Source organism: Proteiniphilum saccharofermentans (genome assembly GCF_900095135.1).
GTDB classification, from domain to species: Bacteria; Bacteroidota; Bacteroidia; order Bacteroidales; family Dysgonomonadaceae; genus Proteiniphilum; species Proteiniphilum saccharofermentans.
On record NZ_LT605205.1, the window covers coordinates 1097853 to 1124713 of the forward strand.

12 protein-coding genes are annotated in these 26861 nt (G+C 40.6%); 1 reads left to right on the forward strand and 11 read right to left on the reverse strand.

Features of this window, described 5'->3' with window-relative positions:
* Positions 1-177 precede the first annotated feature (177 nt).
* The 3 genes from PSM36_RS04440 to PSM36_RS04450 all read right to left on the reverse strand — a co-directional run bounded on the left by PSM36_RS04440 (position 178) and on the right by PSM36_RS04450 (position 8248).
* A complete protein-coding gene (locus tag PSM36_RS04440; protein WP_173823118.1) occupies positions 178-1719 on the reverse strand; it encodes an alpha-N-arabinofuranosidase in 1542 nt (513 codons plus the stop codon).
* A gap of 305 nt (positions 1720-2024) precedes the next feature.
* Positions 2025-6290, reverse strand: coding sequence for a two-component regulator propeller domain-containing protein (locus tag PSM36_RS04445; protein ID WP_076929214.1), 4266 nt, complete (start codon positions 6288-6290; stop codon positions 2025-2027).
* Between the two features lie 17 nt (positions 6291-6307).
* Positions 6308-8248 carry a glycoside hydrolase family 97 protein gene (locus tag PSM36_RS04450; RefSeq protein WP_076929216.1) on the reverse strand — a complete coding sequence of 647 codons (1941 nt, stop codon included), beginning with the start codon at positions 8246-8248 and terminating at the stop codon, positions 6308-6310.
* Between the two features lie 266 nt (positions 8249-8514).
* On the opposite strand from PSM36_RS04450, the gene PSM36_RS04455 reads away from it, so the two are divergent.
* On the forward strand, positions 8515-9204 hold the full coding sequence (locus PSM36_RS04455) for an NUDIX hydrolase (protein ID WP_076929218.1): 690 nt from the start codon (positions 8515-8517) through the stop codon (positions 9202-9204).
* Between the two features lie 128 nt (positions 9205-9332).
* On the opposite strand, the gene PSM36_RS04460 is transcribed toward PSM36_RS04455, so the two are convergent.
* The 8 genes from PSM36_RS04460 to PSM36_RS04495 form a co-directional block, all read right to left on the reverse strand.
* The gene (locus PSM36_RS04460) at positions 9333-13250 is read right to left on the reverse strand and encodes a hybrid sensor histidine kinase/response regulator transcription factor (protein ID WP_076929220.1); all 3918 of its coding nucleotides are present in this window, start codon (positions 13248-13250) and stop codon (positions 9333-9335) included.
* Between the two features lie 19 nt (positions 13251-13269).
* On the reverse strand, positions 13270-14817 hold the full coding sequence (locus PSM36_RS04465) for a right-handed parallel beta-helix repeat-containing protein (protein ID WP_076929222.1): 1548 nt from the start codon (positions 14815-14817) through the stop codon (positions 13270-13272).
* A 28-nt stretch (positions 14818-14845) separates the two neighbouring features.
* Positions 14846-16186 carry a sialate O-acetylesterase gene (locus tag PSM36_RS04470; RefSeq protein ID WP_232001516.1) on the reverse strand — a complete coding sequence of 447 codons (1341 nt, stop codon included), beginning with the start codon at positions 16184-16186 and terminating at the stop codon, positions 14846-14848.
* A gap of 127 nt (positions 16187-16313) precedes the next feature.
* On the reverse strand, positions 16314-17375 hold the full coding sequence (locus tag PSM36_RS04475) for a glycoside hydrolase family 43 protein (protein ID WP_076929226.1): 1062 nt from the start codon (positions 17373-17375) through the stop codon (positions 16314-16316).
* 25 nt (positions 17376-17400) lie between these two features.
* Positions 17401-18942: a right-handed parallel beta-helix repeat-containing protein gene (locus PSM36_RS04480; RefSeq protein ID WP_154670961.1), complete on the reverse strand. Its 1542-nt coding sequence runs from the start codon at positions 18940-18942 to the stop codon at positions 17401-17403.
* A gap of 8 nt (positions 18943-18950) precedes the next feature.
* Entirely contained in the window at positions 18951-21695 is a 2745-nt protein-coding gene (locus tag PSM36_RS04485) for a beta-galactosidase (RefSeq protein ID WP_076929230.1), read from the reverse strand.
* Between the two features lie 141 nt (positions 21696-21836).
* Positions 21837-23534: a RagB/SusD family nutrient uptake outer membrane protein gene (locus PSM36_RS04490; RefSeq protein WP_076932042.1), complete on the reverse strand. Its 1698-nt coding sequence runs from the start codon at positions 23532-23534 to the stop codon at positions 21837-21839.
* Between the two features lie 11 nt (positions 23535-23545).
* Complete coding sequence (locus tag PSM36_RS04495; protein WP_076929232.1) at positions 23546-26653, reverse strand: SusC/RagA family TonB-linked outer membrane protein; 3108 nt, start codon at positions 26651-26653, stop codon at positions 23546-23548.
* Positions 26654-26861 lie beyond the last annotated feature (208 nt).

Consider the following 26861-nt stretch of genomic DNA (forward strand, 5'->3'; position numbering starts at 1 on the left):
TAGAAGTTTCGTATATATACCACTAAAGCGGAGACATTTAGATATTTTGTGGGAACCCATAGCTTGCAAGGAGCGTAAAAAGAGTAGCTGTCTGAGTGAAACGAGTTCTACTCTTTTAGCGAATGAGAGCTATAATGGGTCACAAAATATCGTCAGTCGAGGATTTAGTTGTATAATTTATTGAAGTTCGATCAATACCACCGATTTAGGCGGCAATACCACCGAAAGACCACTATTGGAGAGCGAAGCGCCTTTGAAGTCACTCACTGTTACTTTAGACGGTTGTTCAAAAGAATTGTAATCGTTTATTTTTGCGGAAGTAAGCATTTTGCCACTCACCTTCTTTGCCGATGCACCAACCAACTGTGTTGAGATACGTTGTTCATTGTTAGGATCGGCATTTACCAGCGTGATATGAATTTTACCCCCGGCATTTTTAGAAGCGGAAACGCTTACCGCGTCTATCTCTTTGTCACCCTGGCGGTACTTATTGCTGGTAAAGGAAATGGGCAAAAGCGTCGCATCCTGATGTACCTTGTAGAGATGGAACACCCAGTAAGTAGGAGTAAGTATCATCTTTTCCTCGTCGGTAAGTATCACAGCCTGCAGCACGTTCACTGTCTGGGCCAGATTGGCCATCTGTACCCGCTCACTGTGGTTGTTGAAAATGTTCAGGTTGATACCCGCTACGATGGCATCGCGCAAGGTGTTCTGCTGATAGAGAAAACCAGGGTTAGTACCGGGCTCCACATTATACCATGTGCCCCATTCATCAATAATCATTCCTACTCTCTTTTGCGGGTCGTAACGGTCCATGATGGCCGAATGTTTGGTGATCAGTTCGTCCATGAACAGTGTTTTTTCGATAGTAGTGAAATATTCCTTTTCATCAAAATTGGTTGCCGAACCTTTATCACCCCAATTCCTGGGTACAGTATAGTAATGCAGTGATAAGCCCTGCATATGGCGGGCAGCGTTCTTCATCACAGTCTCCGTCCAGTTATAATCACCCCCGTTAGCACCGCAGGCAATGCGGTAAAGACGATTGTCGCCGTAATTGCGGCAATAGGTGGCGTAATGGCGATACAGGTCGGAATAGTAGTCAGGCGTCATATTACCGCCGCAACCCCAGCTTTCGTTCCCGACACCCCAGAATTTCACTTTCCAAGGTTCTTCACGACCGTTCTTGCGCCGCAAATTAGCCATTGGGCTTTCACCATCGAAAGTGATATATTCGATCCATTTCGACATCTCCTCTACTGTGCCGCTGCCTACATTTCCGCTGATATAGGGTTCTGCGTCGAGTTGTTCGCACAGGTCGAGAAATTCGTGCGTACCGAAACTGTTATCTTCCACAACTCCTCCCCAATGGGTATTGATCATTTTAGGGCGATCCTCACGGGGACCTATACCGTCCATCCAATGATATTCGTCGGCAAAGCAACCACCCGGCCAGCGAAGGTTGGGAATACGGATATCTTTCAGTGCCTGCACCACATCGTTACGGATACCGCGTGTATTGGGAACTGACGAGTCTTCACCTACCCAATAGCCGCCATAAATACAGCGTCCCAGATGTTCGGAAAAGTGGCCGTAGATATGCCGGTTGATGGTGTTCTGTCCACGGTCGGCCTCGATGATCAATCGGTTCTGGGCCGAGATTGATATACTACCGATAAGCAGTAGTAGTGCCACTTGGAATGTTCTTTTTGATTTCATGAGTCTCTGCTTTTTTATTGTTTATGTTCATCTGATTTTATGTAAGATATAAGTCATAAAGGTCTCGTTTACAGAACACGGCAATAGTCATTTTTCAGATAACAGACAAATAAGCGTAAAGTTAATACTTATTATTTTATTACCTATATTGTCAATCTGATTAGTAATTATTACATCGCATAATTCTTAATCCTAAGTGAGATCGTATATAGATATCACAAAAATAAAAAGCCAGTGACCTCCTAAGGTGGACAAATGACCATTTAAAGAGGAAATTCAGCTTAAAACAGGAAATAACAGTTTTTTTACGGTTTATCTTCATCATTATCGATTAATTTACTTGGAGTTATGTTGAAATGTCTGGAAAAGCAACGGGTAAAATATTTCGGATCGTTGAATCCCACATCATAAGCTATATCTGAAATGTTTTTATTCTTTGTTTTCTTATTATGGAGGATCTGGCTGTAAGCTATATTGAGTCTGTAAACCCTTATGAATTCCCCTGATGATCTGCCACTTAGTGCATTCAGTTTGTTATTGAGAAGAGATTTACTCATTCCCATTGCTTTTACAAAATCTCCTGCCGAGAAATCCGGATTCTGATAATTATCCTTCATCACCTCTAATACGCGATCCATAAACTTTTTATCATTCGACTCCTCATCCATCTCTAAAATATCAGTACTCATCTTTTCGGAGAACAATTGCTGATAGCGTTGCCGTGCCTTCAGGATATTCCTGATACGGGTTATCAGCATCTCCTCATCGAATGGTTTTATAATATAGGAATCCACACCCACACGGTAGCTATCGAGCTGGGCTGTTTCAGATGATTTGGCTGTAAGCATCAGGAAGGGGATATGTGAGGTGGACATCTTCTCTTTCACCCTTTTCGACAGTTCTATGCCATCCATCTCCGGCATCATCAGATCGCTGATGATAAAATCGACATGATGGCTGTCGAGTATTGTAAGCGCTTCAACGCCATGGGTGGCTTTGAGTGTATTATAGCTGGAGGAAAGGATAGAACAGATGTAATTTCTCATATCGTGATTGTCTTCGACCACTAAAAACGTCAATCTCCCTTTCTGTTTGTTTTTCTGTTTTTCTGTCGATTGCCCTGTTTCGGAATCACCGCGTTTATCGACCATTTGATGGTCTGTCCCGCCCGATTGCGGGTTTGATCTGTATAGCGGGAGAAGGATCCGGAATGTACATCCCGCTTTTTTATTATTTTTAACCCATATAGATCCCCCTAAGAGTTGGATAAGCTGTTTGCACAGATATAACCCGATCCCTGTACTACTTTGCCCATATACCGGAAATATGGTGCGATGGCGGGATTGATAAAAGCGCTTGAAAATTTTTCCCAGATCTTCTTCCGGGATACCTGCTCCTGAATCCTTTACAGCAATGTATAATTTTTCTTCGTCTGTTTTCCTGTCATGGACTGGCCTTACATAGACAGTTATATTGCCTCCATTCGGGGTATATTTGATAGCATTCGACAAGAGATTTATCAATATTTTATGCAGTGATTCACTGTCGAAAAAAAACAGCGGGTCGGACAGTGAAAACCGTCTCAGCAGGGATATATCCCGATCCTGTACCTGTGGTTCAAAAGAGGAGAGTATTGACTCTATGGAATGCAGAAAATTATCTTTAGCAAATGTTATCTCAATCTTTTTCGATTCCACTTTTTGAAAATCCATTAACTGATTCACAAGACTCAACAGGTATCTGGAATTTCTTTCCACATAATTCAGTTGTTCAATCACATACGGATCGGAACTCAATCGTATGGCACGTTGTGCCGGTCCTATGATTAACGTGATCGGAGTCCGGAATTCATGGGAAATATTGGTAAAAAATTCCAGTTTGTCCACGTGCATTCTGTGTACTTTGCGGGACATTTTTATCAATTGGTTTTTTTGTTGGGTGATCTTTTTATTTTGCTGACTCAGGATCAGATTTTGTTGGGATAATTCTCTCTTCTGTTCAACCAATGTTTCTTTTTGCAATTCCAACTCTTTGGTACGTTCTTCCACAATCTGCTCAAGAGCTCTCTGTTGTGCTTCGTAAGATCTTATATGACGAAAATACCATAGGAGAAAAGCTGAAATAAGCAGAGCCAGGACAATCAGTGCAAACCATGTTGTTTTATAGAAATAGGGTCTGATATAAATTTGCAATTCAGTGATCTCTCCCAGGTCGATTTGATTTTTCGGTACATACTTTACCTGGAAAGTATAATTTCCCGGAGGCAGATTCATATATCTCGCGGAATGCATATTTTGCGCCAGTTCAATCCATTTCTCTTCATATCCTGCCAGCCGGTATGCGTATACAAAATTGGGCGTGGTAGTAAAGTTCAGGGCAGAGAAATCAATTGAAAAGGATTTATACTTCTCATGCAAAACAATTTTATTTATCCGGGAAATATCTTTTTCAATGATCTTCCCGGGGTAGATCTTTTCATTTTCCAGATAAAAATCAGTTAAGGTCACCCTGTAATTTACTGGTTGAGGTTTCATAAGTGCCGGGTTGAGCGCTATCAATCCGCTTAAAGTCCCGAAATATAGTGTGCCGTTTTTGGCTTTATGATAAGCATTCCAGTAGAATTGATTATTTTCGATCCCGTCATTCCTGAAAAAATTGATAAAACTCTCCTCTTCCCTGTTAAAACAAGAGAGTCCATGGCTGGTACTGATCCATAAATTCCCGAAATCGTCTTCCAATATACCTTTAACACTATTGTTCGCCAATCCGTCTGCGATATTGTACGATTGAAACGAATAAGTTCCGTCGCCGTTCTCAATTCTTTTATAAAAGCCGAAACCGTCGCTTCCAAGCCAGAGCACATTGTCAGAGTCGAGACAGAAGCTTGTAATCTTTTCGACCAAAAAAGATTGCGGATTATCCAGTTTATATCTGTAATGGTGAAAACCGAATTGGTTGTGGTTTCTACTGTTCAGGTCAATCGCATACACACCTTCCTGGCTTCCTACCCATAAAAATCCCTTATTATCTACAGCCATCCCGATAATACCCTGGATATTGGCAAAAGTATCAATGGGAGCCGGAATAATTAATTTGTCGTTATCCAGATCATAGAAGTATAATCCCTGATTAGAGCCAATCCACATGACATTGTTGATATCATCATAAAAAAGACCGCCGATCAGGTCGATCAGGAGTTCGGGGTATTTACCGGAGTTGATATAGATGGATGAGGGTTTAAACGGATTATCTTTATCAATAACCGAAATACCATATCCCCAGGTACCTACCCATAGCCGGCTTTTATTATCAATACTTAAAGCACTTACGGAATTATGGCTGAGACGGGTAGAAGAAGAGTCCGTGAAATGAGAGAATGTTTCCTCTCCCTCCTTCTTCAGATTCAATCCTCCTTCAACAGTACCAACCCACAGGTTCTGTTTTTCGTCTTCTAATATGACATTGACCGGATTTTGTGAAATGCTTCCTCTTTCATTGTTCCTATGGGAATAGCTTTTTATGTCCAATGTGTTGGAATTGATCTTATTGACCCCACCGGTTTCAGTACCGCACCATAGACTATTCCCGTCATAATAGATCCGACTGATAAAATTACTGTTGAGTCCGTTTATGCTGCCGGAACTTTCGGAGAACACCTGTTCAAAACCATCTGTCATAGGGTTATAGATGTTTATTCCCTTCAATGTTCCGATTATTACCTGATTGGTTTCGGTTAATGCCAGATCAGAAATATAATTATGGGATAAGGAGGTGAGGTCCAAAGGATTATTCTCATAAACCTTTACAGCGTCTTCATTCCTGTAGTATCTGTACAAACCGTGTACGGTTCCGATCCAGACTTCATTCTTGTCGGGAAGAAATTTCGTCAGGATACTGTTACTCCTGAATTTCAGGTTTTTTGATATGGGAACCGCTCTCAAATTATGATTATTATGGGTGTATAGTTTATATATGTTATCGTTATATCCCGCCCAGATATTACCGTCTCCGTCCACATCGTTCATCGCTATATAGCGTACCGATTGCAAATTTTCAGGAAGCCTGAATATATCAGCTATCCCTCCCTTTTGATTGAAATGTATTTTATAGATATATCCTGATAAAAGCCAGATATTTCCTTTATTGTCTTTTATGATATTTTTTACCGGATTTTTCAGAAATGCTGTCATTTCAGGATCAATCTCTTCGAACAAATTCACCAACTCTGAATTCTCAAGATCCAGAATATCCAATCCGCCGTCAGATGCGATCCACAATCTGTTGAAATTATCTTCGTACACCCTGTGTACAGAATTCCCCTTCAGTGTAACCGGAGAAGTTTCCATCTGGTAATTCGTAAAGGAAAAACCATCATATCTTGACAATCCGCCCCCGGTAGAAAGCCAGATAAAACCTCTGCTGTCCTTGTAGATATCATCTATATAATTATGCAATAGCCCATCTTCCATAGTGAGATAAGAGATATTACAATTGTCTCCGGACAATTGTAAATGCTGTGCATGGAGGGAGAGAGGGAGCAACAGGCATACAGATAATAACTGGCGCTTCATGTATCAGGGATACTTCTTTAATTTTTCAATATCATTCCACTGCCGGATTGTATTTCCAATGTGATTTCACCGCTCTTTTCAATATTTACCTGTTCCAATTGCGGAGAACGGTCTTTTCTGTCGGAATATATATTCACTTTCGTATCAGAGAACATCGGAAGTTTCACCTTCAGTTTCTTTATTTCTTTTTCGGCATTGATGGCTGCCACATACCACTGCTCGGCGTAACGACGGGCCAGTATTACATACTTCCCGGGATAACCGTCGATAAACACTGTCTCATCCCAGAGGGTGGGCACCTCTTTCATAAAATCGATAACGAACGGGGGATATTCGACCAGGTTGTTGGGGGTAATACCGAAATTCTGCACGGGCGTCTGAAAGAGTATGGCTGTGGCCAACTGGAATGTTTCTGTTGTCCTGCGTTCGGTTCCTCCGTCGTTATTACGGTTGTGACGCTTGTTCAGTAAAACCGGCCCGAAATCCATGGACGCCACACTGTTCCGGATAAACGGATGCAAGGTTGCGTTATAGGCTTCGGTATCATTGGCATGTTGGGTGAAGATCAGATTTTCGGAAGCTAGCACTGCTTCACTTCCTGCGAAGTTCGGATACATCCGTTCCCATCCCCGCGGTAATGTACACCCGTGGAAGATCACCGCCAGACCGTAATCGTTGGCATCCGACAGGATATCTTCGTATAACTTCATGGTTTCCTGCTTGTCGCCGCCAAAGAAATCCACCTTTATCCCTTTCGCACCGATACTTTTTAGCCAGGCCATCTCTTTCTTGCGGGCTACGGAAGTGTTCATCCTGTTTTTCGGTCCTTGTGGAGCATCGCTCCAGAATCCGTTAGAGTTATACCACAGGCAAATACCTACATTTTTAGAAGCAGCATACTGCGCCAGTTCTTCTATCTTTTCACGACCTATGCGGGTATCCCACCAGTTATCTATCAGTACCAGTTCATACCCCAATTCAGAAGAGAGATCGATGAATGTCTTCTGGTCTTCGTAGTTGATACTTCCGTCCTGCCAAAGCAACCAACTCCATGTAGAACGTCCAAACCCGTATTCTTTTGAAGGCTCATATAATGGTTCCACTACGTCGAACGCAATAGTGGTTTCAACGATCGGTTTCAAATTGTCACCCACCGTAATTGTACGCCAGGGTGTTTCACCCGGCAATGAAATCGCCGGTTTGGCACTGCCGATACCGTTATTCTCACCCTCCTCCGGAAAGGCAATTGTGTAAAGCCCCTCTTTTGTTCCTTCACTCAGTTTTGATCCGCAGTACAGACTGCTGACACCGGTTTCTGAGATTAACGCCCAACCGTTATCCCCCACATGGAACAATCCCGGAAAAGTATATCCTACACCATATTTTGAAGGCGTGCCGACCGGTTCATCGGGTATATACTCCTCTTCGTAACTCGGTTTGGTGCGCATCCAACCGGTCATGGGTGTTGCCTGAGGTGTGAGAAATGTAGTGGTCTGTTGCGGAAATTTGAATCCCGTCAATTCCTTTTCAATGATGCAGCGGGCTGTCTCACCATTTTGAGCTAATGCGTATTTGAACGCGATATCGTTGTTGCTGACCCGAAAAGTAACGGTAATCTTTTCTTCCTGCGGTGTCTGATAGGTATAGACCACTTCGTTTGCCAGGTATTCCACATGGCTTTTCTTAATCTTAGGCTCACTGTATGTTTTATTGACAACCTGATCCCTTTTCTCTATAAATACCAGATCCTTGCTGAAGTCACTTACATTGGTGATCATTCCCATCGGAGAATCTTCCAGAATAACTTTCCCTTTATAGTTTACATTGTAATTCAAAGTTCCTTCTTTCAGAAAAACCGAAACCTGCAGATTCTTATCCGGACTCACTATAATGAAATCATTGGCAGAAATATACTGAAACAGGCAAATCGTTAATAATAAAGTCAATAATTTCTTCATGATGATAAAATACTATTATTTTCTCTCGCTTAATGAAATAGATTTATTGTGACAAAGTTAATAATAAGTGTAATAACGTACACTTATTTTTTTATGTTTAAAAACATAAAATTGAAGATATTCATTTTTACCTCATACTAAGGTTATTATATCAAGATGATCTTTTCATGATAATCGTATGCAGTGGTATTACATATATTCAAATACAGGAGATTGGTGAAATATATTGTACCTTTGCGCAAAACACAAAAAAGGAGATATTTTTAATGGCGCCGTTTTATATAGAACAAGAGAAGTTTTTACTATCGGTCGATTGTATAATACTTGGCTTTAAAAAAGGGAAATTGTATTTATTGATCTCGAAACGAAAATTCGAGCCGTTGAAAAACCAGGATACCCTGATGGGAGGATTCCTGCGTTCTGACGAAAATCTCGAGGATACTGTTTCGCGCGTACTATATGAATATACCGGCATTAAGGATGTTTATATGGAACAGGTGGGCACATATGGAAGTATCCACCGTGACGAAGGTGAGCGTGTGATCTCTGTCGCTTATTATGCCCTTATAAACCTTGAATTATTCGATGAGGAACTGTGTAAAAAACATAACGCCCGCTGGGAGGAACTGGATAAGGTAGGTAAATTGATCTTCGATCATAATCAGATGCTGGAGGATACAATAGAAATACTGAGAAGAAAAGCAGCTACCCAGCCATTAGGTTTTAATCTGCTCCCCGAAAAGTTCACCTTACCGCAATTGCAATCTTTGTACGAAGCCATTTATCAGACTACACTGGATAAACGCAATTTTCGTAAAAGGATACTGGAAATGGATATACTCGAGAAACAGGGTGACAAAGATAAATCAACTTCTAAACGCGGAGCCTTCTATTATAAATTCAACAAGGAGAAATACGATCAGTTGCTTCAAAAAGGGTATTACTTCTCTTTGTGAAACGAGCATGAGAACCTTTCTCATCCGTGAACATGAATTACGAAGTAATCGACGTAGTCAATATAGCGAGTTCCATACACCGAAATAAAATAATCGTATGAAATTATTTAGATTCATGTTTGATTATTTTATTTGCCTTTATTTTGTATCCTGAAATTTTTTGGGGTAGTTTTATATAGATCTTTAAAACATTTGATGAAATAATGGGCTTGATTAAAGCCGGAAAGGTAGGCTATTTCCGACACGGAAAGTTCAGTCTCTTTTAACATATTGGCCGCCTTCTTTAACCGGATATTACGGATAAAGATATTCGGAGTTTCGCCGATGATTAATTTAAACTTACGATGCAAAACTGTTTTGCTCAGGTTCATTTCAGAAGCAAATTCGTCCAGTTTAAAATTCTCATCCATCAGATGTTCTTCGATTACCCGTATAGCACGTTGCAGAAAGTCATCCTTTGGCTGTAATTGGGAATTTTCATTCTGAGGTGAAAGTAAATCTGCAATGATCTGTTTTCTGTGTTGCTGGCGGGTAGCATACACATTTACCATTTGGTTTATCAGTATATCAGCATCAAAAGGTTTCTTAATATAAAAATCCGCTCCTGCCTTATAGCCCTGCATTTCATCTTCTGTTGAAGCTTTGGCCGAAAGCAGAATAACAAGTATATCCGAATACATCGGTGTGTTCTTAATTGTGGAACAGAGAGTAAACCCATCCATTTCGGGCATCATCACATCTGAAATCACTATTTCAGGCAGGTTATTTTTAATAAATTCTAAAGCCTCAACACCATTAGAGGCTAACCCGACTTCAAAGTGTGTCGATAACTTATTTTTCAGATAATCCCGCAATTGATCATTGTCCTCAACCAGTAAAATAGTAAACAAATTATTCGTATCAGTATCTTCTTTATCTTCAAAAACAGGTTCTACCGTTTCTGCTATTTTTGCAGGCAGATTGATAGTAATCGTCGTACCTTTTTCCGGCGCCGAATCTACATTTATATCTCCACCCATCAGATGAATAAATTTTTTTGCAGTATATAGACCTAAGCCGAGGCCTTGTGTATTAGCGACTTTTCCTTCCTGGTAAAATTTCTCGAAAACCTTGTTGCGATTTTGTTCATTGATACCAATCCCGGTATCATTGATCATTATATAAAAAACTCCAGCCGATTTATTATAATTAAGTATCACCTCTACCCTGCCTCCTTCTTTTGTAAACTTAAGAGCGTTGCTTATTAAGTTATACAAAACCCGTTCAAGTTTGATGGTATCAATAGACACAAACAGTGTAGTAACATCGGGCTTATATGATAACTCTATCCCGTTGGATTTAGCGAGATAATCGAACGCATTGACTATTATACGGATAAAAGAGATGAGTTCCACGTTCTTTTCTTTCACCTCAGTATCTATCAATTCCGCCCGTTTGAAATCGAGGATGGTATTGAATATATCGGATAAGAAAGTAGCATTTTTGGATATAATTTCAAGTTTTTCCTGCTGGTCTTCATTCATATTCCTGTCCCTCATTAAATCTTTAACAGGGGCAATAATCAGAGAGAAAGGCGTTAACAAGTCATGCGATAATCCTGCAAAAAAACTTTCTTTTTCCTTGAGTAGCTCTTCCTTCTTTTTCTTTTCTATTTCTTCGAGCCGTTGAAGCTGGCGTTTTTTGTAATAATTCTTCGTATAGCGGGATAAGCAGAACAATATAAGCAATATTACCGCTGATAATATCAGATAGAATAGATTTGTCTGCCACCATGGAGGCGATATGGAAATATGCAGACTCCAGAAGGGCTCATTTTTTTCAGTCAACGATTCACCGTTGGAACGAATCAGCAACGTATAATCTCCCGCAGGTAATCGTGAGAATGTGATCGGTTTCGAAATATCAAGATGTTGCCATTCTTCACTAAAGCCTTTTATCTGATATTGGTAGCTATTCTGGTAATTATCCCATCCCACTTCCGTAAAAGAAAGGCTTATCCATTTACATAAATATGACAAGGTAAGAGAGTTTATATACTCTGTATCTTCGTGAAGAATGACTTTTCCATGTACTTTCTGCCCTACATTCACTATCTGATGGTCTATCTGCAGTTCTGTGAGCAATATCTTGGTGTGGTTAGGCTGACTCAGTACAGTTTGCGGGTCAATAAGCAGAAGGTTTTCCGTCCCTCCGAATACAATATATTGTTTATTATTCATCTCGCAATGAGCAGACGAAAAGAATACCTGTTTATTCAATGCTCCCGGATTTATTTCTTTCAATTCATGATTCGCGTTCACATAGCAAAATATACGACTCGAAATGGAGAACCACAGGTTATCATATTCATCGAGAATCACATTCCGGATGGCGCCATCGGGCAACATCTCAGGTGAAAACGGATTTTCTACTTTATCAACCTCTGAATAATCAAGTTTGCGTAATCCGCACGATGTTCCCAGCCACAAACATTTATTCTTCTTGTCGTCAGTAAGACTGTAGACCATTTCCGAAATACTGTCACCATACTGTTGTATCTTATTGGTAGACGGATTGAACAGATAAATACCGCTATGGGAAGAGACCCATATTTGTCCGTCAAAAGCCTCAGCAAACCCGGTTATTTCGTCCATGCCAAAAGAATCATAATGAACGTAGTCGGTAAATATATCATTGGAAAAATCATATTTGACTGACACGAGTCCAAACTGTTTTGTCCCAATCCAAAAACGGGATTTACTGTCTCGGAATATGGATGTTACTTTGCCAAAATTGTTGTCGACACTGAATTTTTTTAAAGAGAAATCCGCGTAACCATCTTCTTGCAGCGAGGTATACATCATACCCGTTTCATCATTGCCGACAATAAGCAGCTTGTCGTCACTGTATAAGGATAAGATGTAATTATGAAAAGAATTTCCTGTGCCTTTTATTTCCTTGGGCAACAAAACCTGTTTATCGATGTCATAAAGGAAAAGTCCGTCTCCCTGTGTCCCTACAAGCATATAGTTATCACCAAAATAGCGAAGTGTATAAACAGCTGAAAAACCATTTCTGTTGATAGGGGAAAGTCCTGTGATACCCCGGTTTTCATTATCCAAGCGATACAGTCCGTTTCCATATGTGCCCATCCAGATTTTATTATACCGGTCCTGAAAGAAGGACATAATCACGGGTGCATCCGTTTTTAGAGGAATAACTGACGGGCCGTGTTTCAGATTTATTTTTTTTACACCGTCGCCCCATGTACCCAGATAAAACTGATTGTCTGCCGTAGAAAAAATTCGATATACATCCTTCACATCACTGTTTACTGCTCTTTCCGTTACAGAAAAAGTATCTTCGTCCCATTCCAGTGTATGCAATCCGTTTGTCCATGTGGAAAACCACAAACTATTTGGTTCGCCGGTATCAAGGAATTGGGTGATGGCGTAATGATTCCTTTCTATATTTATATCTTCCCGTTTTTTAATATCATATAAGAAGTAGCCGAAATAGGTTCCGATCCAAAGCTTTCCCGTCGGTTTTTCTATAATGCCGGATATAATATTCTGCGGATAATGTTTTGATACTTTGTATAACAGTCCACTGTCATCGGTAGGTTCTAACTGATAAAGACCGTCTTCCCAACTTCCGAGCCAGATATTATTTTGCGAATCTTCATAGATAGAAATTATCCTTTGGGGGTAATCATCTGTAATTTCGCTGATATGGGTGAACTTATTTTCACGGGGATTAAAAATATCCGCTCCCCCTGTTTTGAACCCGATCCATAGTAATCCCCGGGAATCGAACATCAGTGTTTCGATATTATTTTCCGTAAGGCAATTATGGGAAGTACTATTATTTCTATATACTTTAAATTCCCGGCCGTCAAAACGATTTAATCCGTCATTTGTGGCTATCCAAAGATAGTTTTCGTTTTCACAAATGGCTGTAACGTCTGTACCCGATAAACCGTCGATAGTGGTATAATGGATATATTCCTGTGCAAAAAGGAACAGGGGTACGATAAGAACAAAAAGTATGGAAATAATACGTTTCATTTATTGGTTCCTTTTAAAGTTAGTTATACCCAATAATTTCTAATACTGGAATTTCTTTTTCATTCAACATAACTTTTTTGTCCTTTACAAACTCTATCAATTTGCTCCAATTTTCATCTTCTGCATCATACCATAAAGTTCTATTAAATTTTCCCGCATGTTTTTTGAAACCCTCCCCGCTATATTTCAACGGTCCGACATAAAGATTGGCCTCTATAAAATTGTTTGTCGATTTTGTTGTCTCAAACGCTATAGTTGGTTCTTCCACAAAAATATAATTGTTACGAAAGAATGTACTATCGGCATATCCGCGCCAATCGTCGGAATGGATAATTCGTTTATCCATTTCGGGCAATTCTTTTTTGCAGACATAGAAAATATTTTTTTCTATTCTGCTGTTACGTGTTGGTCCTGTAATATGTATGATCGGAGAATAATATTCTGTTTTCTTTTCAGTTACTATGTGTTTTCTGATACCATCATTTATACTGATATTATATTCCACAACTGTTCCATTATTCCCAACACTCCACTCTTCCGGCCATCCACCCGAGTTGCAAAGTAAAAGAAAACCTCCTTCACTGTTGCTACTCAGATTATACCGGAATTGAGTATTATTACAATTATAGTCCGAATCGTAACTATAGCCGTCCGTTTGTGATTTATGCCCATCCACAATATTGTACTGTACAATAGTATTGTCACTTGAAAATGGCCATATTCCGTCGCAAGCCTCAGTGGCAGGGAGAGTGGGAGGACAATTCCTCATCACATTGTATTCCACTATTGCACCGTCACAAGCCGTAGGAACAATACCATCACCGGGAACACCGTCTATTATATTATTACGGATGACGACGTTCAGGTTGGGCAACCATTGTTTCCTTATCCAGTTACCCCACATCACAATGCCATTACGTTGCGAGTCTTTTATTAAGCAGTTGTGCACGAATAGTCCATCGAAATAAGAAAGAACAGAGTCTGTTCCGTCATCCTTGAAATTCCTTAACATCATGGCTTGTCCGCCACCTGCGTCTTCATGCACATGTCCTTCTCCCTTTATAAGTGAACCATATACGTCATGGATAAAAAGATTATCAATAGTAATATTCTCAGCCTTACCGTAATTATATAATTCAATCAGTAATCCACTAAGATGTGGACGGATTTTCTCTCCTTTGTTCGATATTTCAAGGTCGCGAATGATGATATGTTCACTATTAAAAATATGTACCATTTCCAGAGAAGTAGCATCTCCTTTTATATGAGGCATTGCTTCTCCTCCGTATTTACCTATTACAATGGGTTTACCTGCTTCTCCCTTCCCTGAAAAATATAATTTATCAGTAAAAACAGATCCCGATTTAAGCAATATACTATCACCCGGTTTTACCGCAATATCCCCCAACTTACTCAGACTTTTCAATGGATCTCCGGGTTTTGTACCGGAATTGGAATCGTTGCCATTTATAGCATCGAAATAATAGTTGGTGGTAGTCTTCGGTGGTGTACATGAGATTGATATGGCTGCCAGTGATAAAACAATGAATCTAACAATACTTTTCATAACGGGGTATTTGCTTATTTGATTTTTATTACCAATCATCAGTTCTAAACGAAGACACCGGTAGTCCGCCGGTACCGAATAATTCGGCATCTACAAAATCTTTGAAGGCATATCGTACAGCTATAGGCTCTTTTACCAGATGGCTGTATACTGTAACCGTCCCATTCTCTTCGTTGATATAGGCTTTTGCTTTTTGAAAAACTTTATTTTCTCCTGCGATTTCAAATAAGCTAAGTTCTTTTCCGTAGGTAGTAAGTCCCATAAATTGTTTTGAAAAATGAATAATAGCCTTATTCCCTTCAATTTCCATGCGTTCATATTCCGGGCTCTCAAATTCGAACCCGGTCATTCCATAAGTTTTTGCCAATGCCAGTAAAGCAAGACGTTGTCCGACTTCTTTTTTTCGAGGCGGGTGTATCTGGAATTCTTCTCCTACGTCCAATAAACCAGCCATAGCACTATTGGGGATTAAAGTCTGTGCTTTCATCTGTGCTTCACGTTGATAGGCAGATATCTCAGGCCATTGGGGTGTAAAGAAATTCCACTCTTTATAATTGTAAGGTGCTATTTGAGCGAAGTAAAAAGGAAAATCACCCTGATCCCATATTTTTCGCCAATCTTTCACCATGGCAGCAAGTGAAGGAGCATAACGCGGCACATTAAATATATTTGACTCCCCCTGATACCAAATCATACCCTTTATGCCGTATCCCTTCACAGGATGAATCATTCCGTTATACAGCAGGGTTGGCACATTGTTTATCCATGGCGATGTTTCGTCACTTTTTGGTGGAACAACTATATCTTCAAATTCGGCACAAGCGGCATCTGTCATCCATGCTTCAACATTGGATCCTCCATAGCTGGCATTTATAATACCCACCGGGACATCCAGTTGCTGATAAAGTAAATCTGCAAAAAACCAGCCAACGGCACTACAATCTCCGGTTGTAGAAAGTGAAGCCGTTTCCCATTTAGCACTTTTGAACTCATCCTGAGATTTATATGCCGCCATCGTCGGAATATTGATAAAATGAATTTTTTTCCCTTTCGAGTTCAGTATAGTTTCAGTAAAGCCCATTACAGGTTGATTAGGATACCCTTTAAGTGGCATACTCATGTTTGATTGTCCGCTGGCAAGCCAAACTTCGCCGATATATATATTTTCCAGTTTGATTGTATCCGAACCATTTATCTGTATATTGTACGGACCTCCTGCTATAGGGGTTGTTACCAGGGTTTTCCATTTACCGTTTCTATCGGGTATAACGTCATATACTTTCCCGTCCCATGATGTTATTATGCGAATTGTAGCGTTTTGTTTTGCCCAACCCCAGATAGGCGCTTTTACCTGTTGTTGCATTACCATATTATCCGTGAATATTGAACCCAATTTTAAATTTTGAGCAGTTATTGAAATATGGTATAATAGAAAAAATAATATAGTTAGTCGTGCTGTATTCATAATTCCTATAGGTATTTTAGATGTATATGTTTTAGTCTAAAGTCCATTTGTCTTTCCATTCTATTACCGGCTTACCATCCTTGAATGTAAGCGGCAACCAGACATACCGGGAGTCGATCAGGTTTGTTTTATTCCAACGGTCGAACATGGCTATGTACGTATCTTTCCTGCCCGCAACAGGAAGCACAAACGTGCTCTGTGCGAAAAAAGTACTGTCCGCGTCTTTACCTACACAAGGGTTTCCGATGATTTGCCATTCTCCAAGCAAAGAGTCGGCAACGGCACATTCTGCCACATTCGGATCCCAACCTGTACAGCCCGAACTAATCAGATAATATTTCCCTTCATGCCTGAACACAGCCGGTGCTTCACGCGACAAATTTATAAAATTTCGGGTGTATTTACCTGTATGTTGGGTATATTCATCATTTAACAATCCAATGTACAATGTTTTATTCCATTCTGATGAATAAATATGATAGGCACGTCCGTCATCATCTTTGAAGACAGTCTGGTCGCGGCTATCATTTCCGTTGGGTTTAAAAGATCCCAGATAGGTAAATTGTCCGGTGGGTGTATCGCTAATTGCAACGCCGGCATGCGCTTTTTCATAATCGGGACTTTCGATATGCATCCACATAACAAATTTCTTTGTTTTGTCGTTATAAATAACTTTAGGACGTTCTATCACTTGTGAAGGATGAAGGTCTGAAATTGTATCGTGGGGTGTACTTGGCAAAACAACTCCTTCAAACTTCCAATTCAGAAGGTCTTTTGAGGAATAACAGGATACCCCTCCTGCATCGGCACGCCAGCATTCCCAGGTAGTTACCCATTCAAGGCGATAGGTGGAATCTCCCTTATACTCCCCATACCAATAGTAGGTTCCCTCATGATACATGATGCCGCCACCGTGAGCATTGATTGGATTACCCTCCGTATCGTACCATATAATTCCCGGAATAATTTCCGCTCCCTCTTTTTGTGATTGTGTACATGCATATATATAAGATGCCAGAGTGAAAATGAGAAGACAATACTTGACAAGGCCTGGATTGGCTTGGAGAACTTCTTTTCTGATAGATTTTAACATACTCTTCTTTTACTTAATATTTGAGTTAATGAATAGCACCAATAAGGTCGGTATTTGTTTTGTTACCATTGAAATCTATAAAATCATCCTGAATATTATGTTTTCCGGAGAAATCAAATCCTTTATTTCTTAATACCGAATTTTCAGGTAATTCATATGCATCATATGTTTTTAATAATGCAGGGTCTGTAAGGGTCGTTTGTCCCGGATTCTCAAATTGCGGGTCAATGTTCAGTCCTACTATTTTTCCGTCTGATTGCTCTTTTCCGTTTTTCTTCGCCCATTCTTCGAAATCTCTGATCCCGCCGATGTTGAATCCTTTATTATCCAGGCTATACCAGTTGTTTGCTATAAAATAACTGGGTAACTCTTTAAGACCTTTCACGAGATCGTCTTTGCCGACAAAAATATTATTGTAATAATAGAAGTTCTCATTGCTGCTGTCGATATCATAACATATGGCACCTCCATAGGCATTATACGTCGTATTATTGTAAATAATGCAGTCTCTCAGTTGGTCGGGATCACCCGTATCATTCCAGACAAAAAAACCACCCATGCCATTGGATATATTGCCGTCGTTCTCACTTATACAATATCTCACAATATTATTGAACCAGGGACTGGCGCCGCTATACTGAAAAAGACCATAACCACTTCCCTCGTTTTCGTATGATAAACAATATTGTATGATAGAGTTGCTTACCCCGCCATCCAAATCAAAGCCGCCTCCGTCTTTCCCTCCTTGAGATGTTTTATTTTTATATGAAATACAATATTGGATCAATACACTGTCTGCCTCATATGCCCATATTCCCACAGGGCCGTTTCCCGTACGTGGCATATCCCAGCCGTTATTGGTCGCGGTACAGTATTCGATAATCACATTGGTACAGTGGCTTACCAATATTCCGTTTCCACTATGATTGGTAAAATTGGTCGGATCGCCGGGGTTATTTTCCGCTACACTATTTTTAATTATAATATCCCGGGAGGTAGCTTTAGAATTTGCTTTGCCACTGACATATATTCCGCAAAAACCGTTGTTATGTGCATACACATTGTCTATAACTATGCCTTTGGAAGAATTGATATGGATCCCTGATTTCTGATAACCTTCCACTTCAATATTATTTACAGTAACGTTCTTGCTTCCGGATATAAGTAATCCGTCAGATGTGTTCCCTTCCTTTCTTCCGCTACCGATCAAGTGTAGATCTTCAACCAACAGATGCTGTGAGTGGGAAATATGTATTCCCCCCTTATTGCCCGACCTTACTGTTGTTTCAGGGATACTCCTGATCACGATAGGCCGTGTCTTGCTTCCTTGCAGGGAGTCAATGGTTATGGTTTCTCCGGAATAACCTGTACCTGCAATATAGAGTGTATCACCTGCTTTCAGCAAAGCTCTGTTTTCAGCAGTCAGTGATATCCAGGGAAACTCTTTTGTTCCGTCACTTTTTTCACTGTGCCCTACAGATTCCAGATAGTAACCGGCATACTTCTGTTCTTTCTGGCAAGAATACATACAGGATAGTATCAAAATCAGAATGAGATACTTTTTCATTTTTTCTGTTATTTTATTGTAAAGCAATTTTCACCGGTAGTATTCATACTTTTTACCTGTGTCATTTCGTATTCATCTGCTCCGGGCATAACGTCGAAAAACATTTTAGTTTCCTTTGATAACGGATAGATTACCAGGCGCAGGTTTTTCCCGTTCATTGGTGGAGTCATGCGTTGCCAGCCTATTTGCCAGGGAGTATTGAAATTAAAATCATCCCAACAAAGTATATGTCCGTTATAGATTTCAGCCCGGTCTCCTATATAGCTGATGTGTGAATATAATGCGCTTAACCCTTCTAATGATCCGTATGGTAATTCTATATCCCATTCACCAAATGAAGGATGCTTTACCATTTTTGCAAAATCAGGGGCTTCCACGACTATTGGTTTTTCAGGACGATTATAAACTCGTGTAGCCGAAGGGTTCGTATACATATCTGTAGTCAGCCATGATTCGTCAGTTGAAAATTCTACCCTGTCGTAGTTACTGTATTCTGCAATTACTCTTGCTGCAAACCTGGCTTTGCCCTCAATATATGGAAAATCGACAAACAGCATGTTTTCTCCTTTCGATACATATCCTGTTATATCAATTGCATTCAGTTGATCAGGGACAAGGTCTTGTCTTACCCAATTATAATTTACACTGAGTTTACCTGCTGTTTCAGGATAAATGTAGAGAGTGACCTTTCGGAAACCGGACGGATTGTCCAGGCTAAACTCTTTGAAGAAAAAGCGGTGATAGCGTTCCTGATAAGCCGGCAGATTTTTAAAATTCGCAGTCTCTAACCATTTTGCACCGGCAAAGACAGGACGCTCTGTTAAACTCAAACGGCTGTCGATTGATTCCGTTGTATATACACGTTCTGTAAATCTGCCATCCTGTAATTCGCCAACAACAATACTCCTTTCGGAAGAGAAAGCCAATATATCACCGTGCTTTGCATACATATTTGCTTTCGACACGTAAAATTCTTTTTTGCCATTACGCTCCAGTAACCAAGAATTTGTCGCTTCTTCTTCTGTAAGAACAATAAGCTTTTGTTGCTTACCATTTGTCAGAGTCAAAGTAATAAGACAATCTTTCCCTGGCTTTATATCCGACACAATGATCATGCTTCCCTTTCTCCACACTGTTCCTTTAGATATATGAATGTCTGCTACAGCGCTGTTGTCAAATGCCAGTTCGGGTGTTATTGTCTTATTTTGGAAGAAAATATAAGTGTCATCAGCCATACATAGGGGTTGTGCTGTCGCATATTTTAGTAGCGCCTCGCCAATATTGAGATTTACGGGCCAGATAAAGACCGTGCTATCAGGTATATTTACGCCTGATTGGGGAAATTGTATAATTTCCCCGTCCAGTTGTACACTGAACAGGACGTCTTTCCGCTCCGGTTTAGGCACATACCGGCAATAATTCAGGCCGAAGAGGTAGCCGGATGTTTTATCTGAGCGTACAGCCAACTGCAAATCGTCATCATTGGTTTTTGCCAGGGTCGGCAGCATAGGAGCAAGCTTTTCTCCAAAATCGTTGATGAAATAATGCAACTTCTTTACCTGATGATATGACGGGGATAACTCTCCGGACTCTTTTATTGCCGCCTGGAAATCGTAAGACTTAACCGGTGTACGACTCCAGTAACCGGTTTCTTCTTGTTCTTCCTCATTTGAATGAAGCTCGCCCCGGGGATTCGTTCCTCCCGCAAATACATAATAGCCAAGTAGATTACTGCCTGATCCTAACTTGGCGATCATCATGGCATAGCCATCAATTGGGGAAAGGACAGGACGGCGATGATACATTTGAGGGATACCTACACCCATTTCGCATGTAAAATAGGGGTAACGCTCATACGTCATATATTCTTCCTTATGGTCGATCTGATCGTTTCCGATATGTTTACTGTCCCTGAAAGAATCGAACCTGAAATAGAATGGCAATACATTTTTATGTACGCTTTCTATCCATGGTTCATCGGCATAACCGCCCCACAATGGAATAACCTCTAACGGAGGAACCGAACCTCCTCCCCATCCGGTTACAGTATAAAGGGGAACATCCATACCATACTTCTTTGCTGTGTCTTTAAGCCATTGTATATGAGGTTCTCCTTTTTTTGCATACCAATATTCATTTTCCAACTGGATGCCTATTATATTACCCCCATCTTTATAGTAAAGCCCGTTTAGCTGGGTGGCTATTTCTTTGAAATAACGCTCTACATATTTTTGATACACAATATCATTCGATCTGTTCTGTATATTTTTCTTACGCAGTATCCAATCGGGTGTTCCTCCGTTTCGGGCTTCTCCATGCGACCATGGCCCAATACGGGGATAGACGAACATATCATGGGATTGGCACAATTGAATGAAAGATCTGAGATCCTTGTCGTTATTCCAGACAAATTGTCCTTCTATTTCTTCGTGATGGTTCCAAAACAGATAAGTGGAAATAATATTTATTCCTGCTGTTTTCATTTTGAGAATGCAGTCTTCCCATTGATCGGGCTTCATGCGTGAGAAATGCATTTCGCCCATTACGGGTAATACAGCTCTTCCCCCGATGGTCATAAACAGGTTGTTTACCTCTATTTCTTTTCCCTGCGGTCCGGGATTACCCATTTTTAAATGTCCTTTTTCGAGGGGTATGCTTGTGTTGCTTACATCAATTGTATATTTGTTTTGAGCCCACCCTGATATTGACAGGTTTATTATCAGTAATATTGAGATCAGTATCTTATTATTCATCTATATTCATTTTTCTTCTTCACATCCATGAATTTCCCGATCACCCCCGGAATTATCAAACAGTCCAGGCAGCCCGATGTGGCGAAAGGAGCGAAGCGGATTTCGCCACATTATTCGGATAAGACGGCCTGGCGATAGTTTCTATTTATAATGAGGGTTTTGTATCAACGCTGTATTCTTATTCATTTCTGTACGCTGGATAGGAATCAGATAGTGAGAATTATTCCATTTGCGATTTGGATCCACAACGATCTCTTTATATTCAGAATAATCAAAGTTCACTCCTTTTGCCGGCACATAAGCTTCCGGGGCAATCAGCCACCGTCTGACATCAAAGAAACGATGACCTTCGAAAGCTAACTCTACCCTACGCTCGTTTCTGTAACGTTCCAAAAGAGCGGCTCCACTTTCTGACGCCGGTATTTCGGGCATTCCGGCTCTTTCTCTTATATCATTCATTGTTGAACGTGCAGACACTTCTTCTTCCAGGGCCAAACAGGCTTCGGCATAATTAAGCAATACCTCTGCATAGCGGATCTGGATATAGGGTTGAGGCTGAGGGGTCCCGTAATACCAATTATTTTCTAATGGAGAAATGAACTTCTTCATAAAATAACCGGTACCCTGTTTTTCAAGAGTCACATAATCCGCACCCCATGGTGAGGCAATATCAATCCAGTTTTCATACCCCCAGGCATACCACTGTGAATAGTTATGCAGGATAGAGGCTTCAAACCGGGGATCGCGTCCGGAATATGGATCCCAACGTTGTGCTTCCCAATCAAAAGGAGTTCCGTCACTATTTTCAAAAGCATTGGCCAGATTGGCTGTGACCGTATTAAGGGCATATCCCCCAAAGCTGGGCGGTCCTGTTATCCATGCCGGCCAATCGGTAGCCCAATAGCTCCAGTTGAGCTTATCGTATTTAGTAATGAATATTTGCTCTGTCGAACTCATTTGTAAGAAAAGGTCGCTGAAATTCTTTGCCTTATCGGCATTCACATTATACAATGAATAACCCTGGTCCATACATAATTCAGCGGCTCTTTTTGCCCCCTCATAGAGAGACCGACGCAAAGCAACAGTAGAATTTGGATAGCCAATTAACTCCAAATGATCATACGAACCGGCCCACGAAAGATCATGGTGCATATCGCTGGCAGCATACAGCAAAACACGTGATTTCAATGCAAGCGCCGCACCTGTTGTTGCACGGGTCTTATCTGTTTGGGTAGCTAATACTTCACTGTTTATTGCGGCATCCAGGTCATCAACGATGAAATTAATTGTTTCTTCAAAGGAAGAACGGGGTATATTATAGTTATCTCCCATTTCTACAGGTTTATCCAATAGGATAACACCTCCATATTGAGCCATCAGAACGTAATAGAAATAAGCGCGTAAAAAATGGACTTCAGCAATCAGTTGCTCTTTTTTCTCCTGATTAGGGAAAGGCACCTGCTCTACTTTTTCAAAGAATTTGTTACATGCTCTGATTTTAGTATAAGCGTCATTCCACCACCATCCTTGCATGCAGGCACCCCAGTTGTCAGCAAAAGCGCCTAAGTCATCAGGTGTCAGATTACTTTCGGTCACACGTGTAACGATCCCATCCACCTGGTTAGGCACCTGTTCGTCGACAAGAGCGCCACTCATATACCATTGGTATGGATAAGGAATCCCCTGATAGATATTAAATACAAATTGTTCTGTATAGACAGCATTTCCCCATACGCTTGCATCATCATATTTGTCGCCGGGTAAGGTGTCAAGATAATCGCTGCATCCTGTAGATACAGCCACTATTGCGATTATTAATAATTTAAAATTCTGTTTCATAATCATTTGATTTAAAATTTGACAGAAGCGCCCACGGTAAGCATTTTTTGTAATGGATAGCCTTCTCCGGCAAATCCGGAATAACTCAGTTCCGGATCGAAATCCTTCATGTCCGGTGAGAATGTAAAAAGATTCATAGCGCCTACGCTAAGACGTATGTTTTCCAAACCTAATTTTCCTGTAAAATAATGGGGTAATGTATATCCTAATTCCAGGTTCTTTAAACGGATAAAATCGGTTTTTTTAAGCCAGAATGTATTCGGATTTTCCGAACTCATCCAATATTCATTATTGCGGTCAAAAGTTCGGGGATAGTCTGCCCATATATTATCTTCCGTCCAACGATTATCGTAGAATGTTTTCCAGTAATTGAATCTGGCAGAGGCACTTCCTCGCGCTTGTACATACCGTACGGCGCCGGCCTGCGCATTGAACAGCGTAGACAAGTCAAATCCTTTATATGCAAAATAGAGGTTTAAACCGCCTGTCCATTTAGGTACACTGCTTTTATGGATACGAACCTTATCGTTTCCTGTGATTTCTTCATCTCCGTCTACATCTTCAAAGATGATATCTCCGGGACGTGCATTTTCCATATGGGGATAGTTCTCGATCTCTTCCTGTGTATGAAAAATCCCGATGGCTTTATAATACAATCCTGAGTGCATCGGATAGCCTGTATTCATTTGCCAGGGGAGAGCGCCGGCTGCTTCGTCAAAGAATAAAACCTTATTCCTGGCGTATCCTCCATTGAGTGTAACAGCGTAAGTAAGGTTGCCCGTATTATCTTTCCAGTTCAACGAAAAATCGAATCCCCGGTTGCGGACTTCTCCCAGGTTTATATCCGGGAGTATCCCTGATATCCCTGTAAAATAGGGAGTTGAAGAGGTCTGAGGTATAAGGATTTTGGTACGAAGATTATTAAAGTAATCTATCGTGAAATTTAATCTTTGATTCAGGAAAGATAAATCCATTCCTATATTCCATTGGTCTGCTTCTTCCCATTGAGCGTATGGGTTACCGGTCAGGTTTTCACGAATGACCGGGTTATTTTTTCCGTCCCCTGTTACAAATGTTTGAAAATATACTGCATACTGGGAAAGGAATTGATACGGTGCAATCAGGTCGTTCCCTGTTTTTCCCCACGAAACCCGTAATTTTGCATCATCTATTATATTCTTTAAAGACTCTTGCCAGAAGCTTTCTTCAGAAATACGATAAGCCGTTGAGATACCGGGGAAAAATCCCCAACGGTTTGAAGAATGGAATTTACTGGACCCTTGATACCGCCACACGAATTCAGCAATATATTTATTCATAAAAGAATAATTCACACGCCCGAAATAGTTTAACCACCGGTTCTTACCGGGAGTGGAGCCACTTGCATATTGGGAATTCGGATCTCCAAAATTAAGCTCATCCGGGAAACTTCCGGCAAAATTCCGTCTCTCGGCTGTGAACCAGTTTGAATCTTCTTCAATGGTTTCTATCCCTGCCAGGGCATTTATATCATGGTTTCCGAACTGGCGTTGATAATTCAGCAGGAGGTTTGTCAAATACCTTCTGCTTATGCTGGATGTTTGTGTCAATAGAGGAGATCCACCATAAAGACCCTCTTCCAGTATGGGTGTACCATCTTCATCAACTGTATTACCATCCCAGGTATATAGTTTATACTGATTATCAAACTTTTTTGTCAGATAAATTCCACGGTCAATTGCACCCATGGCAGTCAATGACAGCCCTTCAATCCAGGGTACTTTGATGTCTATCTTGCCATTGACATTCAATATATAGTTCTCTTTGTCATTATATCCTGATTGTTTTGTCCCATGCACAACCGGATTACTCGATTGCTGATCATCAATGGGAGGGCCCGGTAAGCCATTGGGCCAGAATGCATGAAACACAGGAGCTGCCTGCAGCAGACTGTTAAACATAGTGCCGGATCCGATTCTTAAAAAACCGGCATCTTCCATACGTATACCGGCATCCACTGATACCTTTATATATTTGTTTATTTTTCCATCCACATTAGCGCGCAGATCATGTTGTGTATAATTGCTGGCGCTTTGTTTGAAATACCCATCCTGATAACGGCTAGAGAGCGAAACAAAAGCCTGCACATTATCATTACCGCCTGACATGCTTATATTTGCATTCTGTTGGGGGGACCATGTTTTCATTACAGCCCCTAACCAATCGGTATCGGGATATCCCCACGGGTCACTTCCATCTGCAAATTTACGAATGGCTTCCTCGCTATAGGTTTGGAAGTGTCCCCCATCCGGATTCGAATAGTAATTGACTTCATTGACTAATGTAGCATATTCTGCAGAATTAGTCAGTTTGGGCATCCGTGTCGGCTGAGACCATCCGGTCTGATAGCTTGCCTCCACTTTCATCTTTTCGCTCTTTCCGCGTTTGGTAGTTACCAGGATAACTCCATTTGCCGCCTGAGAACCATAAATAGCCGCTGAGGCATCCTTCAGCACAGTGATAGACTCAATCGTGTTGGGGTCTATACGCTCTAAAGAACGATTCGGAACGCCATCGACAACAACCAGCGGATTATTGTTATTCAAACTACTCTGCCCACGTATATATAATTGTGAAGCATCGTTCCCGGGTTCTCCGCTTTGGCCGACTACAACGAGTCCCGGGAGGGTGCCGGCTAAGGAGTTCGTCACGTTCATGGCCGGAGATTTAATGATCTCATTGCCACTTATGGCCGAAACCGATCCGGAAAGAGTTGCTTTTTTCTGTACACCATAAGCAATGACGATCACTTCATCCAGCCCTGTCGATATTTCTTCCATCGTCACATCGTACTTACCCTGGTTCGGTACAATATTCACTTCTGTTGTCTTGAACCCGATATAAGTAAAGACCAGTATTTGTTGTTGGCCAGACGGAGTCTCAAAGCTGTAATATCCATTCATATCCGTGATTGTTCCAATTGAGGTTCCTTTGAGCACAACATTCACGCCCGTAAGAGTTTCTCCATTTGTGTCAGTCACTTTTCCTTCCACCTTTAAAGTCTGTGCAATAAGAGAGAAAGTCATAAATAAATGTAAAACAAGAGAAAGGAAAATTTTCTCATACCATGTTTTTCCCATAGGTTTAATATTTTAAGAAATAATAAAAAAAGTTCATTCACAAAATTATTTCTTTATATAGGAATGAAATAACAAAAAACTTCCATTTTATAACAATGCGAATAAATTGTTATAATAAAAAATGGATTATTTATTACAGGGTAATTTTCCGGTTCTCCTGGCTTTGACTCTTTAATTTCACCTATTTTACAACTTATATATTGTCAAA